At 72.0% G+C, this 16549-nt stretch carries 16 protein-coding genes; 5 read left to right on the forward strand and 11 right to left on the reverse strand.

Features of this window, described 5'->3' with window-relative positions; translation table 11 throughout:
• Nucleotides 1-55 precede the first annotated feature (55 nt).
• From STSP_RS20850 to STSP_RS20870, 5 genes are all read right to left on the reverse strand, one after another.
• Nucleotides 56-1009: an ROK family glucokinase gene (locus tag STSP_RS20850; RefSeq protein ID WP_067280229.1), complete on the reverse strand. Its 954-nt coding sequence runs from the start codon at nucleotides 1007-1009 to the stop codon at nucleotides 56-58.
• A 62-nt stretch (nucleotides 1010-1071) separates the two neighbouring features.
• On the reverse strand, nucleotides 1072-1560 hold the full coding sequence (locus tag STSP_RS20855; RefSeq protein WP_067280233.1) for a DUF5304 domain-containing protein: 489 nt from the start codon (nucleotides 1558-1560) through the stop codon (nucleotides 1072-1074).
• A gap of 42 nt (nucleotides 1561-1602) precedes the next feature.
• Entirely contained in the window at nucleotides 1603-2790 is a 1188-nt protein-coding gene (locus STSP_RS20860) for an ArsA family ATPase (protein WP_067280235.1), read from the reverse strand.
• A gap of 169 nt (nucleotides 2791-2959) precedes the next feature.
• Nucleotides 2960-3397: an SRPBCC family protein gene (locus tag STSP_RS20865; RefSeq protein ID WP_067280237.1), complete on the reverse strand. Its 438-nt coding sequence runs from the start codon at nucleotides 3395-3397 to the stop codon at nucleotides 2960-2962.
• Nucleotides 3398-3523: 126 nt separating this feature from the next.
• Nucleotides 3524-4321, reverse strand: a complete 798-nt coding sequence (locus STSP_RS20870; RefSeq protein WP_078067363.1) for a metallophosphoesterase family protein — start codon at nucleotides 4319-4321, stop codon at nucleotides 3524-3526.
• A gap of 302 nt (nucleotides 4322-4623) precedes the next feature.
• On the opposite strand from STSP_RS20870, the gene STSP_RS20875 reads away from it, so the two are divergent.
• Nucleotides 4624-6420, forward strand: a complete 1797-nt coding sequence (locus STSP_RS20875; RefSeq protein WP_067280243.1) for an AMP-dependent synthetase/ligase — start codon at nucleotides 4624-4626, stop codon at nucleotides 6418-6420.
• 112 nt (nucleotides 6421-6532) lie between these two features.
• Here STSP_RS20875 and STSP_RS20880 read toward each other — a convergent pair whose 3' ends face one another.
• Nucleotides 6533-7675: a glycosyltransferase family 4 protein gene (locus STSP_RS20880; protein ID WP_067280246.1), complete on the reverse strand. Its 1143-nt coding sequence runs from the start codon at nucleotides 7673-7675 to the stop codon at nucleotides 6533-6535.
• 98 nt (nucleotides 7676-7773) lie between these two features.
• On the opposite strand from STSP_RS20880, the gene STSP_RS20885 reads away from it, so the two are divergent.
• Nucleotides 7774-9060 (forward strand): glycosyltransferase 87 family protein, encoded by a 1287-nt coding sequence (locus STSP_RS20885; protein WP_067280332.1) that lies wholly within the window; start codon nucleotides 7774-7776, stop codon nucleotides 9058-9060.
• A gap of 247 nt (nucleotides 9061-9307) precedes the next feature.
• Here STSP_RS20885 and STSP_RS20890 read toward each other — a convergent pair whose 3' ends face one another.
• The 5 genes from STSP_RS20890 to STSP_RS20910 all read right to left on the reverse strand — a co-directional run bounded on the left by STSP_RS20890 (nucleotide 9308) and on the right by STSP_RS20910 (nucleotide 14825).
• Nucleotides 9308-10516: a hypothetical protein gene (locus STSP_RS20890; RefSeq protein WP_232789736.1), complete on the reverse strand. Its 1209-nt coding sequence runs from the start codon at nucleotides 10514-10516 to the stop codon at nucleotides 9308-9310.
• A 61-nt stretch (nucleotides 10517-10577) separates the two neighbouring features.
• On the reverse strand, nucleotides 10578-11618 hold the full coding sequence (locus STSP_RS20895; protein WP_067280252.1) for a C40 family peptidase: 1041 nt from the start codon (nucleotides 11616-11618) through the stop codon (nucleotides 10578-10580).
• 235 nt (nucleotides 11619-11853) lie between these two features.
• Entirely contained in the window at nucleotides 11854-12885 is a 1032-nt protein-coding gene (locus tag STSP_RS20900) for a C40 family peptidase (RefSeq protein WP_067280255.1), read from the reverse strand.
• Nucleotides 12886-13199: 314 nt separating this feature from the next.
• Entirely contained in the window at nucleotides 13200-14549 is a 1350-nt protein-coding gene (locus STSP_RS20905) for an NYN domain-containing protein (protein WP_067280257.1), read from the reverse strand.
• Between the two features lie 36 nt (nucleotides 14550-14585).
• The gene (locus STSP_RS20910) at nucleotides 14586-14825 is read right to left on the reverse strand and encodes a hypothetical protein (protein ID WP_067280259.1); all 240 of its coding nucleotides are present in this window, start codon (nucleotides 14823-14825) and stop codon (nucleotides 14586-14588) included.
• Between the two features lie 258 nt (nucleotides 14826-15083).
• On the opposite strand from STSP_RS20910, the gene STSP_RS20915 reads away from it, so the two are divergent.
• From STSP_RS20915 to STSP_RS20925, 3 genes are all read left to right on the forward strand, one after another.
• Entirely contained in the window at nucleotides 15084-15815 is a 732-nt protein-coding gene (locus STSP_RS20915) for a rhomboid family intramembrane serine protease (RefSeq protein ID WP_067280262.1), read from the forward strand.
• Nucleotides 15812-16093 (forward strand): Lrp/AsnC family transcriptional regulator, encoded by a 282-nt coding sequence (locus STSP_RS20920; protein ID WP_067280264.1) that lies wholly within the window; start codon nucleotides 15812-15814, stop codon nucleotides 16091-16093. Before STSP_RS20915 ends, STSP_RS20920 begins: the two co-directional genes overlap by 4 nt.
• 99 nt (nucleotides 16094-16192) lie before the next feature.
• Nucleotides 16193-16495 carry a small secreted hydrophilic protein gene (locus STSP_RS20925; protein WP_067280267.1) on the forward strand — a complete coding sequence of 101 codons (303 nt, stop codon included), beginning with the start codon at nucleotides 16193-16195 and terminating at the stop codon, nucleotides 16493-16495.
• Nucleotides 16496-16549: the final 54 nt, after the last annotated feature.

Raw genomic sequence — 16549 nt, forward strand, 5'->3', positions numbered from 1 at the left:
CCGTGGCCCCCATGGGGCGCGGCGGGCGCTGCCGTGTCACGCGTGACGCCTCGTGCTACATGATCGGGTCGGGCTCGCGGGCCAGGTCCGCGGCGCCGACCAGGCCGGCCTTGTTGCCGAGCTGGGCGGCGATGACGTCGGCCACGGGCCGCCAGTTGCCGCCGACCAGCCAGCGCTTGTACGACTTGCGGATCGGGTCGAGGACCAGCTCGCCCTCGTCCGAGAGCCCGCCGCCGACGATGAACGCCGACGGGTCGAAGAGCGATGCCAGGTCGGCGAGGCCCGCTCCGGCCCAGCGGGCCAGCTCGCGGTACGAGTCGACGGCGACGGGGTCGCCTTGGCGGGCGGCCATCGAGATGTGCTTGCCCTCGATGCCGTCGGGCGTGCCGTCGCCCATGGAGAGCAGGATCTGCGCGTTCTCGGGGGTGGCGTTGGCCCGCTGCTTCGCGTACCGCACGAGGGCGCGCCCCGATGCGTACTGCTCCCAGCAGCCCTGGCTGCCGCAGCCGCACAGCAGGCCGTCGGGCACCATGCGGATGTGCCCGAACTCGGCGGCCACGCCGAAGTGGCCGCGTCGCAGCTTGTTGCCGATGATGATGCCGCCGCCGAGGCCGGTGCCCAGGGTGATGCAGATGACGTTGCGGTGGCCCTTGCCCGCGCCGAACTTGTACTCGCCCCAGGCGGCCGCGTTGGCGTCGTTCTCGACGACGACCGGGAGGCCTACGCGGTCCTCCACCTCGGCCTTCAGCGGCTCCTGCCGCCAGTCGATGTTGGGTGCGAAGTACACGGTGGAGCGCTGGCGGTTGACGTACCCCGCCGCGCCGATGCCCACGCCGACGATCTCGTGGCCTGCCCGCGCGCCCTCCACGGCGGAGGCGATGGCGTCCACGATGGCCTGCGGTGTGGTGGGGGTCGGCACCTTGAAGGTCGAGAGGATGTTGCCTTCCTCATCGACCACGCCGGCCGCGATCTTCGTGCCGCCGATGTCGACGCCGATGGTGAGTCCCATGTGTCCCTCAGTTTTCGGTCGAGCCCCGCTAAGGCCCACCGTACCGCCTGCTGGGGACGCTCTCAGTCCAGGTCGATGTGTTCCCCGGGACCCGGTCCGTCGTCCTTGGGGCCGGGGCCGCGGGTCCACCGCCGTTCCTGTGCCTCGACGGCGGAGCGGTAGGCGGCGAGGAGCTCGGAGCCGGCGGCCGCCAGGTGGTCGAAGACCTCCGGATTGCGCTCGATCACGGGCTCGACGGCGGCCTTGGCCTGCTGCACGAACTGGTTGACCATCTGCTGCGCCGCACCTCCCGCGGCCGCGCCGAACAGCGGCGACTGGAGGCCGGAGAGCTTGTCCGCCACGGCGTCGACGAGTTTGCGCAGCTCCTCGGCTGCCGAACCGGGCTGGGCCCCCTGCGAGGCGCGGCGGCGCGCCTTCTCGGCCTCGAGGTCCTCGGCGCAGGCCTTCGCCCAGGCGTCGGCGTCGAACGGTCCGGCGGCCTGCGCGTCCTCGCCCGGGACGTGCGCCTCGTCGGCGGGTCCGGAGTCGGGGTGGTCGGTGGCGTCACTCATGAGGACAGACTCCTGCAGGGACCGGGGCTGGTGTCTTCGACGTTACCCGAACGGCGGTGCGCCCTTCACCGTACCGGGCCACAGATCCGGGTCCGGGGCGAAACGGATGCGCAGCTCGCCGTCGCGCAGGCCCGCCCCGTCCACGGTGCAGCGGCGCAGCGCCGACGGCAGCGGGACGATCCGGCGGAACCGCCCGGCGGTGACGACGAGTTCGTCGCCCCGGCGGATCAGCTCGAGCTCGTCCCGGGCACCGCCGGGGAGCGGGATGTGCCAGACCAGCACGCCGTCGTCGGCGAGACGGTCGGCGACGGGCCATTCCACCGGGGCGGGGGCGGCCGAGGGCGGGGGCGCGTCGAGGGCCGCCAGGTCGTCGGCGCCGCGTGGGTCCCGGCCCAGGTGCGCCACTTCGCGGACCGTGTACGCGCCGTCCCACTCGGCGAGCACCTTGCGCTGCTGGGCGGCGAGGCCGCCGAGCCACGGGTCGGCGGACGCCTCGGGCAGCACGCGGTTGGCGATCAGCGCGTCCGTGCGCAGCCCGTGCAGGGCGAGGCCGGTGGCGGCGGTACGCACGGCGTCGGCGCCCGCGGGGCCCGGCTCGGCGACCAGCCGTACCGTCGTGGCCGGGTCCTCGATGACGGCCTGGACGCCTGCGAGTTCGAGGTCCCACCGGGCGGCCGTCTCGTACAGCCAGGCGCCGGGCATGGGGACGCCGGCGATGCGGCCGAGCATCGGGCGCAGCGCGCGGGCGGCCTGCCGTTCCGGGGGCAGCAGCCGGCGCAGATAGCGGCGCAGCTGTTCCGGCAGCGCGAGGACGTCGACGGCCTCCGGGGTCGGGGGCAGGTCCACGACCAGCAGGTCGTACGGGGCCGCTGCCGCGTCGCGCAGGGCGCGCAGCAGGGCCAGTTCGGCGCTGCCGGGGAGGGGCGTGAGCTCCTCGTCGTCGAGGCGGGCGGCGCCCAGCAGGTCCAGCGCCGGGGCGGCGCGGTCCTGGAAGGTGAGCAGGTCGTCCCGGAACCCCTCCGCCGGGTCGGGCCGCACCGCCGTGAGGCCCGGCTCCGGCTGGACCGGGTCCGCGCCGGTGGGCACGCCGAGTGCGGCGCCCAGGGTGTCGGTGCGGTCGGCGGAGATCACGAGGGTGCGGGTGCCCTGGCGGGCGGCCTGGAGTGCGGTGGCCGCCGCGAGGGTGGTGCGGCCGGCGCCGCCGGGGCCGGTCAGGAGGATGGTGCGCATGGGCTCCCTAGCGGGGCTTAGGTACTGGAAGCGGCACCCGCCGTCGTGGGTTGTGCTCACCCGTTCCGCCCTGGGGTACCGCCCAGGCCCTTAAGGCACTGGGGGAGGAACGATTGCCCACAACGAGTCACGCGGAGCGACTGCCCACAACGGGAGCAACGGCTGCTGGCTACTTCGACTCGACGCGCTTCTTCAGGCCTGCCAGGGCGCGGTCGATGATGACCTTCTCCGCCTTGCGCTTGATCATGCCGAGCATGGGGATCTTGACATCGACGGTCAGCTGGTAGGTGACCTCGGTGGCGCCCGGGCCCGCGGGCTTGAGGATGTACGAGCCGTCCAGGGAGCGCAGCATCTGGGACTTGACGAGGGTCCAGCTGACCTCGTTCTCGCCCGTCCAGGTGTACGCCAGCGTCTGATCGTCCTTGATCGCGCCCGCGTCCATGACGAGGCGCACCTGCTCGGCGCGGCCCTTGTCGTCGGTGGCCAGGACCTCGGCCTCCTTCACCTCGCCCGTCCAGTCCGGGTAGCGGGCGAAGTCGGCGATCACCGCCATGACGTCGGCCGGTGCCGCCTCGATGGTGATGCTCGAGCTGGTGTATTCCGCCATCGCCGTGGCTCCTCCAGTTACGGTCCGCTCAGGGCAGGTGTCCATGCAGCGTGAAGGCTACCGCGCACACGTCCGCATGCCGTCACCCGTCCTCGCGTCTCGCGTCCCGCACACCCCGCCGAGCCCTCACCACTCCAGGGCGAAGGGCCGGCCGGAGCCCGCGAAGTGCCCGACGTTCACGCACTCCGTGGCCCCGATGCGCATGCGGCGCACCAGCGGCTGGTGGACGTGGCCGAACAGCGAGTAGCGGGGCCGGGTGCGCCGGATCGCGTCCAGGAGGGCGCGGCTGCCGCGCTCGAAGCGGCGCGCCACCGTGTCGTAGACGAGCTCGGGGACCTCCGGCGGGATGTGCGTGCACAGCACGTCGACCTCGCCGACGGCCTCGATCTTGGCGGCGTACTCCTCGTCGCTGATCTCGTAGGGCGTACGCATCGGGGTGCGCAGGCCGCCGCCGACGAAGCCGAAGACCAGGCCGCCGATCTCGACGCGCTCGCCGTCGAGCACGGTGGTGCCGGGTCCCGCGTACTCGGGCCAGAGGTCCGGCATGTCGACGTTGCCGTAGGTGGCGTACGTCGGGGTGGGGAAGGCCGCGAACATCTCGGCGTACTGCTTGCGTACCGCCTTCTCGATGGCCGTCGCACGGTCCGTGCCGATGCCGGCCCACAGCGCGGCGCCGAAGGCGCGGGCCTCCTCGAAGCGGCGGGCGGTGCGCAGTTCGACGATGCGGTCGGCGTTCTCCCGGCCGAAGAGATCGGGGAAGATGCCGCGGGAGTGGTCGGCGTAGTCGAGGAAGAGGACGAGGTCTCCGAGGCAGACCAGCGCGTCGGCGCCGTCGCCGGCTCTCGCCAGGTCGCGGGCGTTGCCGTGCACATCGCTGACCACGTGGATTCTGGTCCTGCTGTAATCGATGTGTGTAGCTGCCATGGTGATCACCCTAGAGCTGCCGGTCAAACGTGGGTAGAGGGGCCCGGACCTGCGGTAACTTCCCAGTCGGGAATTGCTTGGACTACTGTGCCCGAAGCATCGCCATGCACATGTGACGCAGCGAACATCTGGCCCTGACCCCCTATCGGAGAGGCCGTACCGATCGGTAACGTCCGGGCAGTCCAGTTGTGCTCAGGGTTTCAACTACTGACTCCCGATGAGCACGCCCTGCCCGAGCCTTGGACCGCACCGTCGCATACGCACACCGTCGTGGCGCCAGTGCCCTATGAGGAGCAGCAGTCTTGCGCGAGTTCAGCCTTCCGGCCCTGTACGAGGTCCCTGCGGACGGCAACCTGACCGACATCGTCCGCAGAAACGCCGCACAGCATCCGGACGTCGCCGTCATCGCCCGCAAGGTCGACGGCGTCTGGCAGGACGTCACCGCCGCGGCCTTCCTCGCCGAGGTACAGGCCGCCGCCAAGGGCCTGATCGCCTCCGGAGTACGTCCGGGCGACCGCGTGGGGCTGATGTCCCGCACGCGCTACGAGTGGACGCTCCTGGACTTCGCGATCTGGAGCGCGGGCGCGGTCACCGTGCCGGTGTACGAGACCAGTTCGCCGGAGCAGGTGCAGTGGATCCTCGGTGACTCGGGCGCGGTCGCCTGCATCGTGGAGCTCGACACGCACGCGGCCGCCGTGGAGTCCGTACGCGACCGGCTGCCCGCACTCGGCCCGGTCTGGCAGATCGAGGCCGGCGCCGTCGACGTGCTGCGGCGCGTCGGCAAGGACGTCGACGACGCGACCGTCGAGGAGCGCAGCTCCATCGCCAAGGCGGACGACCCGGCGACCATCGTCTACACCTCGGGCACAACGGGCCGCCCGAAGGGCTGTGTGCTGACGCACCGCAGCTTCTTCGCGGAGTGCGGCAACCTCGTCGAGCGGATGCGGCCGCTGTTCCGTACCGGCGAGTGCTCGGTGCTGCTGTTCCTGCCGCTGGCCCATGTCTTCGGGCGGCTGGTGCAGGTGGCGCCGATGATGGCGCCGATCAAGCTCGGCTGCGTGCCGGACATCAAGAACCTGACCGACGAACTGGCCTCGTTCCGGCCGACGTTGATCCTCGGCGTGCCGCGCGTCTTCGAGAAGGTCTACAACTCGGCGCGGGCCAAGGCGCAGGCGGACGGCAAGGGCAAGATCTTCGACAAGGCCGCGGACACGGCCATCGCGTACAGCCGGGCCCTCGACACCCCGTCGGGCCCGTCGCTCGGCCTGAAGATCAAGCACAAGACCTTCGACAAGCTCGTCTACAGCAAGCTGCGCGCCGTGCTCGGCGGGCGCGGGGAGTACGCGATCTCGGGCGGCGCGCCGCTGGGTGAGCGCCTCGGCCACTTCTTCCGCGGCATCGGCTTCACGGTCCTGGAGGGCTACGGCCTCACGGAGTCCTGCGCGGCCACGGCCTTCAACCCCTGGGACCGGGCGAAGATCGGCACGGTCGGGCAGCCGCTGCCCGGGTCTGTCGTGCGGATCGCGGACGACGGCGAGGTCCTGCTGCACGGTGAGCACCTGTTCAAGGAGTACTGGAACAACCCGGGCGCGACCGAGGAGGCGCTGGCCGACGGGTGGTTCCACACCGGCGACATCGGCACGCTCGACGAGGACGGCTACCTCAGCATCACCGGCCGCAAGAAGGAGATCATCGTCACCGCGGGCGGCAAGAACGTGGCCCCGGCGGTGATCGAGGACCGTATCCGGGCGCACGCGCTCGTCGCCGAGTGCATGGTCGTCGGCGACGGCCGCCCGTTCGTGGGCGCGCTCGTCACCATCGACGAGGAGTTCCTGGGCCGCTGGGCCGAGGACCACGGCAAGCCGGCCGGCTCCACAGCGGCGTCCCTGCGCGATGATCCCGACCTCGTCGCGGCCATCCAGAGCGCCGTGGACGACGGCAACGCGGCCGTCTCCAAGGCCGAGTCCGTACGCAAGTTCCGCATCCTCGCGACGCAGTTCACCGAGGACTCCGGGCATCTGACCCCGTCGCTGAAGCTGAAGCGGAATGTGGTGGCGAAGGACTTCGCGGACGAGATCGAGGCGATCTATCGCGGGTAGCCCCTCGTTGTGGGCAGGCGTTCCGCAGGGCGGAACGGGTGGGCACAACGCCACGACGGCGGTGCGCCTGCATCGAACAGGGCCCCCTCGCGGGGGCCCTGTTCGCTTTCCCCTACAGCAGCGCCTCAAGCCGCTCCGCCAGTAGATCCCACCGCCACCGCTCCTCGACCCACTCCCGGCCCCGCTCGCCCATCCGCTTGCGCAGTTCCGGATCGGCGAGCAGGGTGACGATCCGCTCGGCGGAGGCGCCGGGGTCGCCGCCAGGGACGACCCACCCGGTCTCCCCGTCGAGCACCGCGTCCGGCGCCCCGCCGGAGTCCCCCGCGACGACGGGAAGCCCGGTCGCGGACGCCTCCAGGTACACGATCCCGAGCCCCTCGACGTCGAGACCGCCGCGCCGCGTACGGCACGGCATGGCGAACACGTCACCGGCGCCGTAGTGGGCGGGGAGCTCCTCCCAGGGCACGGCCCCGGTGAGCCGTACGGACCGGGTGACCCCGGTCTCCTCCGCGAGGCGCCGCAGCTCCTTCTCGTACGGCCCGCCGCCCACGACGAGCAGCACGGCATCCGGCTCCTTCGCCAGGATCTGCGGCATCGCGCGGATGAGGGTGTCCTGCCCCTTGCGCGGCACGAGGCGCGAGACGCAGACCACGACAGGCCGGTCGGTCAGGCCCAGCCGGGCGCGGACCGCGTCCCCGCCGGAGCCGGGGTGGAAGGTCTTCTCGTCGACGCCCGGTGGCAGCTGGACCATGCGCGCGGCCGCCTCGGGCGACAGCGCGGCGGCGATCCGGGAGCGCGTGTACTCGCCGAGGTAGGTGAGGGTGTCCGTCGAGTCGCCGATCCGGCGCAGCAGCCCGCGGGATGCGGGCAGCTGGGCCCAGCCGGCCTCGTGGCCGTGCGTGGTGGCCACAAGACGTTCGGCCCCGGCGCGGCGCAGCGCGGGCGCCATCAGCCCGAGCGGCGCGGCCGCCCCGAACCACACCGACGTACAGCCGTGCTCCCGCAGCAGCGACACGGCGCGCCGCGTCACCCGCGGCGTCGGCAGCAGCATGGTCGTACGGTCGCGTACGACGGTGAAGGGCTGCTCGGCGTCGAAGGCCGCCGTGGCCTCGACGCCCTCGCGGCTCCGCTTCCAGGTGGAGGCGTAGACGACGACCCGCTCCGGGTCCAGCCGCAGCGCCATGTTGTGCAGAAATGCCTGGATACCGCCGGGCCTGGGCGGAAAGTCGTTGGTCACGATCAGCGTCTTGTGCATCGTGGCGACAGTACCGAACGGTCGAGCATCATGGCTCTTGCACAGGTCGCCCCGGCATCATGACTGCTCAGGCGCCGGAGAACACGGACGAGGTGGGCATGGCTGGAGCACGTTGGACCCGGATCCCGGCGTACGTCTGGATCCTGACGGCCTGGGGGCTCAGCCGGACGCTCCTGCTGCTCTACGTCTTCAAGGTGTTCGTCTTCCCCGGCCCCGATGTGACGAGCGACATCTCGGTCATCTACCAGGGCTGGTACGAGGTGCTGCGCACCGGCACCTTCCCGCTCGACGACGTCACCTGGCAGTACCCGCCGGCCGCCGCGCTCGCCGTCCTCTCCCCCGCCCTGCTGCCCTCCCTCGACTACGCGTCGGCCTTCTTCGTGCTGGCTTTCCTGGCCGACGCGCTGGTGCTGGCCCTGCTGCTCTACGCCGGCGGGCGGCCGGGCAAGACGCTGCGCGGCGCCTGGGTGTGGGTCGCGGGTGTGGCCCTGCTCGGGCCCACCGCGTACGCCCGCTACGACCTGATGGTGACGGCCGTCGCGGTCGCGGCCCTGCTGGCGGGCGCGCGGCGGCCCCGCATGATGGGCGCGCTCGCGGGGTTCGGTGCGCTGCTGAAGGTGTGGCCGGTGCTGGTCCTGGTCGGTGCGGTGCGCGAGGCCCCGGCCGGCGGCGTGGGGCGCTTCAGGTGGCCTCGCGCCTGGACGTCGGCGGCCGTCACCGGCGGCCTGATCGCGCTCGTGTTCATCGCCGCCATGCCCGGCGCGCTGGCGTTTCTGACCTTCCAGCGGGACCGCGGCACCGAGGTCGAGTCGCTCGGCGCGCTGGTCTTCCACACGGCGCGGCATTTCGGCTGGTCGGGGCAGGTGCTGCTCAACTACGGGTCGGTGGAGTTCCTGGGCCCGTACGTGCCGCTGGTGAGCATGCTCGCGCAGGTGCTGTCGGTGCTGGCCCTCGGCTGGCTGGTGCTGTGGCGGCTGCGCGCCCGCGTCTGGTCGCCGGCCACGCCCGCGGACGCGGCCTTCGTGGCCGTCCTGCTGTTCACGGTCACCAGCCGGGTCATCAGCCCGCAGTACATGGTGTGGCTGGTGGGTCTCGCCGCCGTGTGCCTGGTCTTCCGCGGCAGCCGCATGACGGTGCCGGCCTGGCTGGTGCTGGCCGCGACGCTGGTCACGCTGCTGGAGTTCCCCGTGTGGTTCTCGCACGTGGTGGCCAGCGATGCGCTGGGCGTCACGCTGCTCTACGTACGCAACGGGCTGCTGGTGGCGGCGACCGCCACCGCCGCCGTGCGCTTGTGGCGGCACACGGTGTCGCGGGCGCCGTCCCCGGAGGCGCGCCCGCTGCCCGCTCAGGCGGCCCGGGACCAGGAGGTCCTCCGGCCGTCCTGAACCGCGTGTCCGCTGACGTGACGCGTTGGCGCACCCGCCGTCGTGGTGTTGTGCCCACCCGTTCCGACCTGCGGAACGATTGCCCACAACAGTAGGCCCGCAGCCGCCCACCGGGACGTACGGCTAGGCGCCAGACCGAGGACGTACATCCCGGCGCGGCCCCGACCCACCCACCGGCCGTGGGCGAACCACCCACCGGCCGGCAGACGCACGCGGCCAGGCGGCCCACCGGGCAGACCGCGCACCGTCACGCACCCACCTCGGCCCGCAGGTAGTCACGCCACCGCGCGGTGAAACCCGCCGGCGTGATCTCGAGCACGTCCCGCAGGGCGTCCTCGACCGCGCCCCGCCGCTCCTTGTGCGCACCCACGGCACGGTAGAACGCGTTCAGCTTCTCCTCGCCCCAGTCGCGGGCGATCATCCGGCAGGCGAGCCACCCGCCCTCGTACGCCTCCGCGAGGCGCTGCGCGTCGCCTCCGAAGCGGAAGTCCTCGTCGTCGGGCAGCGCGCCCGGCAGCCGCCCGGCCCGCACCGCACGTGCCAGTTCGGGCGCGGCCTGCTCGGCGGTGCGTCCCGTGCCGCGGTAGCCGACCCAGTCGGCGTAGCCCTCGGAGAGCCACAGCGGGGTCGCGGCCGAGGTGTGCGCACGGGTGGCCACATGGGTCGTCTCGTGGGTGAGGACGACCTGGCGGCCGAACGCGCTGAGCACGCCGAACGCCTCGGGGTTGATCACGATACGGTCGGCCGGCGCCTTGCCGGCGCCACCCACCTCGCCCGTGGTGACGGCCGCTATGCCGCGGTACCCGGACGCCGGCGCCCCGAGCAGCTCCCCCATGCCGTCCAGCGACCTCGGCACCAGGACGACGACGCGCCCCGCCCATGCGCCGCCCCAGGCGTCCTGCACGGCGGGCACCGCACGGTCGGCGAGGCCCGCGTACCGCCTCAGCACCTTCTCGTCCTGCGCCACGCCGAGGACGAGGCTGTGTGCGCCCCGTACGACCCGGACGGGACCCTGCTCCCACAGCTGCTCGGCGGTGTCCTTCGCGGGCCGGTCGGAGGTGACGTACCAGCGGCCGTCGCGGTGCTCGAGGCGGAGGGTGCGGGCCGCGTCCACCGCTCCGCGGTCGTAGCCGTCGAGTCGGTAGCGCAGGTCGACGGCCGCCGTGGCACGGGAGCCGGAGCGGTCGAAGCGGGTCAGCCGGTACTCCCAGGAGGACAGCGGTACGTCCTCGAGGTTCTCGAACTCGGCGCGCCCGACGCCGTCTTGGCCTGTGGCCAGATACGCCGTCTCGTCCCGGTCCAGCACCGCGTCCGCGCGCCGGTCGAGGAGACGCTGCACCTCGGCGGCGGCCGTGTCGCGCGCCACGGGCCCGCCGCATCCGGCGAGCCCGCAGACGAGGGCGAACAGCGCGCACCACAGCACCACCATCCGGGAACCACGCCGTCGACCAGCCACCTTTCCGATCGTACGGGGCGGCATGGGGTGGATCGGACCCCCGTGACGCCGGAAGCCAGGCTCAGACCCGGGTCACCGAGGAGACCGGCATCATCCCCACGGGGTCGTAGCGCACAGGTGCGCCGGGGTAAGGCGCGTGAATCACCTGACCGTTGCCCACGTACATCCCGATGTGGCTCGCGTCCGAGCGATAGGTCACGAGGTCGCCTGGCCGGGCGTCGGCGAGGGACACCTGCCGGCCCGCGTACCGCTGCTCCTGCGAGGTGCGCGGCAGCGCGACGCCCGCCTGCGCGTACGACCACTGCATGAGGCCCGAGCAGTCGAAGCCCGACGGCCCGTTGGCGCCCCACACATAGGGCAGTCCGATGGCCGAGCGGGCGGCGGCGACGGCGGCCGCGGCCCGCGCCGACGGCGGCAGGGCGGAGCCGATCAGATCCGCGAGCGGGGTGCGATCGCTGCGCGAGACCCTGTCGTAGGCCTCACGCTCCGCGGCCGGCAGCGCGTTGAGCAGCCGCCTGGCCTCGGCGAGCTTGTGCTCGACGGTGCGCTTGTGGCGGGCCACGTCCTTGCGGCTCTTCTGCAGCTCCGCGAGCCGGGCTGCGGCTTCCGTGCGCTCCTGGGCGAGGGCGCGCTGGGCCTCCTGGAGGTCCTCGAGCCGGCCGGTCTGCCGGGCGCTCACGCGGTCAAGGGTCGCCGCCTTGTCGAGATAGCCGTCCGGGTCGGAGGAGAGGAGGAGCTGGACGGAGGGATCGATGCCGCCCGAGCGGTACTGCGCCCCGGCGAGCGCCCCGAGCGCCCCCCGCATGGTGTTGATGCGCTCCTGTCCGCGGGCGATCCGGTCCTGGGCGTTCTTCACCTCGGTGCGCAGCATGTCCATGCGCTCGTCCGCGGTGTTGTACGCCTCGGTGGCCTTCTCCGCCTGCTCGTACAGCCGGTCCACCTCGGCGCCGACGTCCGCCGGGTTCTCCCGGGGTGCGGCGCCAGCCGGTGCGGCGGTGAGCGCCGCCGCCGCGGTGGCGGCTGCGGTGGACAGGACGGTGACGGTGGCTCCGCGCCCGCTCCGGCCGAGGCCGGAGTGTGCGCGGCGGCGATGGGACCCCACGGGTGACCGCTCTCCCTTCCGCTGACGAACCCCCGGTTCCGGGGGAAACGACGGCAGACAGTAGCCCGGCGATTACACGGAGACAAAAGGCCGGCGGCTGTTCGAACAGCGCGACGCCCCGCCGGACACGCAGGTCACCGACGGGGCGTGGGATGAGCGGACGGTGCCGGAATTCCCCCGATCGGGGGTCTCGGCCACGGACGGCTCAGATGCGGACGACTCGGCTACGGACGGCTCAGACCCGCACGCCGAACTGGAACGGCATGTTGTTGATCGACTCGTAGCGGACGACCGCGCCGGGCTTGGGGGCGTGCAGGATCTGGCCGTTGCCCGCGTAGAAGCCGACGTGGTGCAGGTCGCTGTAGAAGAAGACCAGGTCGCCGACCCTGAGGTCGCTCTGCGAGTAGATCCGGGTGCCGATGTTGGCCTGCGCCTGCGAGGTGCGGGGTATGGAGACGCCGGCCTGGGCGTACGCCCAGGAGGTGAGGCCGGAGCAGTCGAAGGAGCTGGGACCGCTGGCGCCGTAGACGTAGGGCGAGCCGAGCTTGCTCTGGGCGGCGGAGTAGGCCGAGGCGGCACGGCCGGAGGCCGCCTGGCCGCCCCCGAGGGCGCTGCGGGCGCTGGCGCGGTTGGCGCGCTCTTCCTCGGCGGCCAGGGCCGCCTTCTCCGCGGCGGTCAGAGAGTTGAGTACCTTCTGCGCCTCGGCGAGCTTGCTCTGGATCTGCTCCTTGTTCTCGCGGAGCTCCTTGCGGGTCGTCGCGAGGTCGGCGAGCTTGTCGGCGGCTTCCTGTCGCTGCTGGGCGAGCGAGCGCTGCTTCTCCTGGATCTTGCGGAGCGCCTCGACCTGCTGGCTGCTCAACTGGTCGAGCGTGGACGCCTTGTCGAGGTAGTCGTCCGGGTCGGAGGAGAGGAAGAGCTGGACGGACGGGTCGATGCCGCCCGAGCGGTACTGGGCGCTGGCGAGCGTACCGAGGCCGTCCCGCAGCTCGTTGAGCTCGTCCTGGCCGCGTGCGACCTTGTCCTGCAGATTGTCGATCTGCTTCTCGAGCTTCTGCTGCTTCTCCTTGGCGCCGTTGTACTCCTCGGTCGCGTGCTCGGCCTCTTCGTAGAGCTTGTCGACCTTGGCCTTGACCTCGTCCTTGCTGGGCTTGGCGCTCGGCGCGGCGTTGGCCGCCTGCGAGGTGAGTGCCACGGCTGCGGCGGCGGTTGCGGTGAGCACAGTCACACGGGTGCGGCTCGGCTGCTTGGGTCGACGGTGGGACGCCACGGGGGCGAGCTCCTCTTCCTCCAGCCGCCTACCGAACGAGGTGGGCGGTGCCCCTCCGCCGTCGCTCCCGATAAGCGATCACCCGAGCGGAGGTTCGAGGCCAGACCCTAGTGACCCGACTGTGATCAGTTCAAATCATCCTCATAAAAAACACCGTCACCCAGCGCATTCTTTGCCCTGAACTCACGTGCGGTGATGTCCGCTTGACGCTACGTTGCGTGAAGACTTCGCCAATTCGGGCATTACGCCCAGAGGTTACGCATGAGACATGCGCGGCCTATGTCTCCTATGGGAACAGGACTCGCTTACTCCGCTTAGCCGCGCGAAAAGCGCTTCAGGAGCACCGCGGAGGCGACCGGCCGAGCCCCCACCTTCGCGACGCCGTCGGCCACTTCGCGGTCGGTCGAGACGACCACCACGGGCCGCCCCGGCGGCTCGGCGCGCACCAGCTGGCGGATCAGCTCGTCGGCCGTCACGCCGGGCTTGGAGAACAACACCCGGACCCCGCGCGGCGGCGCGAGCAGCACGGGCGCGGCGAGCTCGGCCCCGTCGAAGACGCAGGTGACCTCGGCACCGGTCTGCGCGGCGAGCAGCGAGAGCTGCCCGAGCAGCCGCAACCGCTGCTTCTCGAGCGGCATCTGCGGATAGCCGGTCTTGGTGACGTTGTAGCCGTCCACGACGAGGTGCACCTGGGGCAGCGCGAGCAGCTGGTCGAGGACGGCCGGGTCGCTGTCCGACAGCGCGCGGGCCGCGATGTCCTTCGGGGTCATCCGGCCCGGCTCCACCGCGTCCACGGTCTCGGCCGGCCGTACGGAGACGGGCGGCAGGGCCAGTTCGCGGCGCAGCCCCTGGGCGGCGTCCAGGACGGTGTCGAGCAGCAGCCGTACGCGCATGTCCTCGACGCTGCGGCCCTCGCGCGCCGCCCGGCGGCTCGCCTCCAGCGCCGCCTCGGTCTCCGAGAGCCGCGCCTTGAGCCGCCGCGCCTCGCTCTCCGCGGCGGACAACTGCGCCTGGCCCTCGGTCCGTACGGCGTCGGCCTCGGCCCGTGCCTTGCGCAGTGCGGCCTCGCCGCGCTTGACGTCGCTGAGGGCCGCGCGCAGCTTGCGCTGCAGCGCGTCGGCCTCCTTCTTGGCCGACTCCAGCTCCGTGCGCAGCCGTTCCGTGTCGATCCTGGTCTGGTCGCGGGCCGCAGTGAGCTCCTCGCGCAGCCGCTCCAGCTCGGCGCGGGTCTCCTCGTCGGCGCGCTCGGCGTGCGCCCGCTGGGCCTCCTCGCCCGCGGCGGTCACCAGCTTCACCCAGCCCGCGGGACGCAGCACATAGGCCGCGGCCGCGACGTCCAGGGGGTCCGCGGCCGGGGGCGGTGCGCCCGAGTCGAGCGCACCGGCGAGTTCGGGCTGGGCCTCGCGCAGCCGCTCCGCGATGCGCTGGCGGAAGATCGGGTCCGTCTCCACGGCCGCCGCCATCGCGTTGGCCGCGAACTTGGCGCGCCGGCTGGGCGTGAAGCGTGCGTACTGTCTGAGCTGCGCGGGCAGTTCAGTGAAGGTCAGCCCGCCGAAGCCGTCCGACACGATCTGGACGACCCGGCGGCGCACGCCGTCGGGCAGCGGGCGGTCGAGCACCTCAGCGGTGCCGTCGGCCGGCTCCCCGCCTGTGGTCTCCACCATCCGTCACCCCAAATGCTTGTGCGGGGCCCGCTCCAGTCAGGAGCCGGCTCCCGGCCTGTCGACGAGTTCCACCTGGTCCACCGCGTTGCACCAGCGGCAGCGCACCGACTCGATGGTCTCACTGACCACCTCGCGCTCCTCGACGGTCGGTTCCCCGGCCAGATCGAGATGCACGTACTCGACGACCTTCGACGAACGGGTCACGTCGAACCGCGTGAGATTGCCGCAGAGCGTGCAGCGCCAGCGGGTCTGGGCCGTCGGCAGGGGAACCGTCATCGTGCCGTCGCTTTCCTTCGAGCTTCAGTGTTCAAGGCTCGCCTCGGGAGCACGGGTGCGCCTGTATCCATGGTGCGTCCGTTTACCTGGTGCGGATGGCACGTAACCCTACGGCCTGCCGGGTACCCCGTGCTCGGGCCCCGGTCGCGGCGAGGCGGTCCGCACGGCTTGGTCCCGTTACGTCATGCTCTGACCGTGATGGGAAAACGGCGTGGTGGCCTGCGCACGGCGATTCACCGGGCGCTGGGGGTACCTCCCATGCCCTCAAGGCAATGGGGGAGGGGCCGGACCGCCCCCGTGACCTACGGCGTGATGGTCCTGTGCTGCCTGATCTTCGTCACCGGACCGGCCGCCGCACTGAACCCCGTGTACGGCACCGGACAGGAGCTGATCACCGCCCAGGTGGCGTACTTCGAGCGCTGGGGCGTGGTGCCCGCGGAGCTGTTCAGCGGGGCGCCGCGGGCAGCTATGACCCCCGCCACGGCGCTGTTCGTGCACGGCAGCTGGCTGCACCTGATGGGGAACATGCTCTTCCTGTACGTCTTCGGCGTGATGGCCGAGGAGCACATGGGCCACATCGAGTTCGCGCTGTTCTATGTGGGCTGCGGCTATCTGGCGCTGCTCGGCTACGCCGCCGCGCACGCGGGCTCGCAGCAGACGCTGGTGGGCGCGTCAGGGGCGATCTCCGCGGTCCTCGGCGCGTTCCTGTTCCTGTTCCCCCGGGCCCGCGTCACCAGCCTGTTCCCGTTCCTGTTCTTCCTGCCGCTGCGCTTCCCGGCCTGGGTGGTCCTGCCCTTCTGGGTGGCGCTGCAGTGGATGGCGATGAGCCGCCCGAGCCAGGGCCCGGGCGTCGCGTACCTGGCCCACCTCGTGGGCTTCTCGCTGGGCTTCCTCTATGCGTGGGCGCGGTACGGGCGGCGGGAGAAGGCGTACGGCAGGGCTACAGTGAAACCCCAGCCCGCGGCCACTGAGGGAGACAGCAAACCGTGATCACCGCGATCGTGCTCATCAAGACCAGCGTGGACCGGATCCCGGAGATCGCCGAATCCATCGCCGCGCTGGACAACGTCAGCGAGGTCTTCTCGGTGACGGGCACCTACGACCTGATCGCCATGGTCCGGGTCAAGGACCACGACGACCTGGCGGACGTGATCCCCGGCCGGATCAGCAAGATCCCGGGCGTGGAGGCCACGGACACGCATGTCGCGTTCCGTACGTACTCGCAGCACGACCTGGAGGCGGCGTTCGCGATCGGCCTCGACTCGTAACCCCGTACCGCAGTGCGGGACGCCGGGACGACGCGGAGATGAAGAGTTCTTCATCTCCGGCTCATCCCCGCGGCGCGTCGGGGCACGCAGGATCGCCTCATGGTCTTCTCCCACCGCATGGCCGCCCTGGCCGCCGTCGTGGCGATACCCCTGGGCATCGCCGCGACCAGCTACGCCCTGACGGACAGCCCCGACACACCCCGGGTACCGCCCAAGGTGGAGCTGGACAGCGGCTCGCCGTCGGCCACCCCCACCACCCCGGAGCCGACACCGAGCGACGAGGTCGTGTCCCGGCCACCGGTCAGCGACAACCCCACGGACGACGATGACGACGACGGCGGCACGGGAGGCCGGGACGACGACGGACCCGGCGACGACGACGGACCGGGCGACGACGGCTGAGCCCGGGCGGCGGGTCTCCGCCCGGGTCCGCATCCTGCTGTGGCTGCTGCTCAT

It is taken from the genome of Streptomyces jeddahensis (assembly GCF_001642995.1).
Classification (GTDB): domain Bacteria; phylum Actinomycetota; class Actinomycetes; order Streptomycetales; family Streptomycetaceae; genus Streptomyces; species Streptomyces jeddahensis.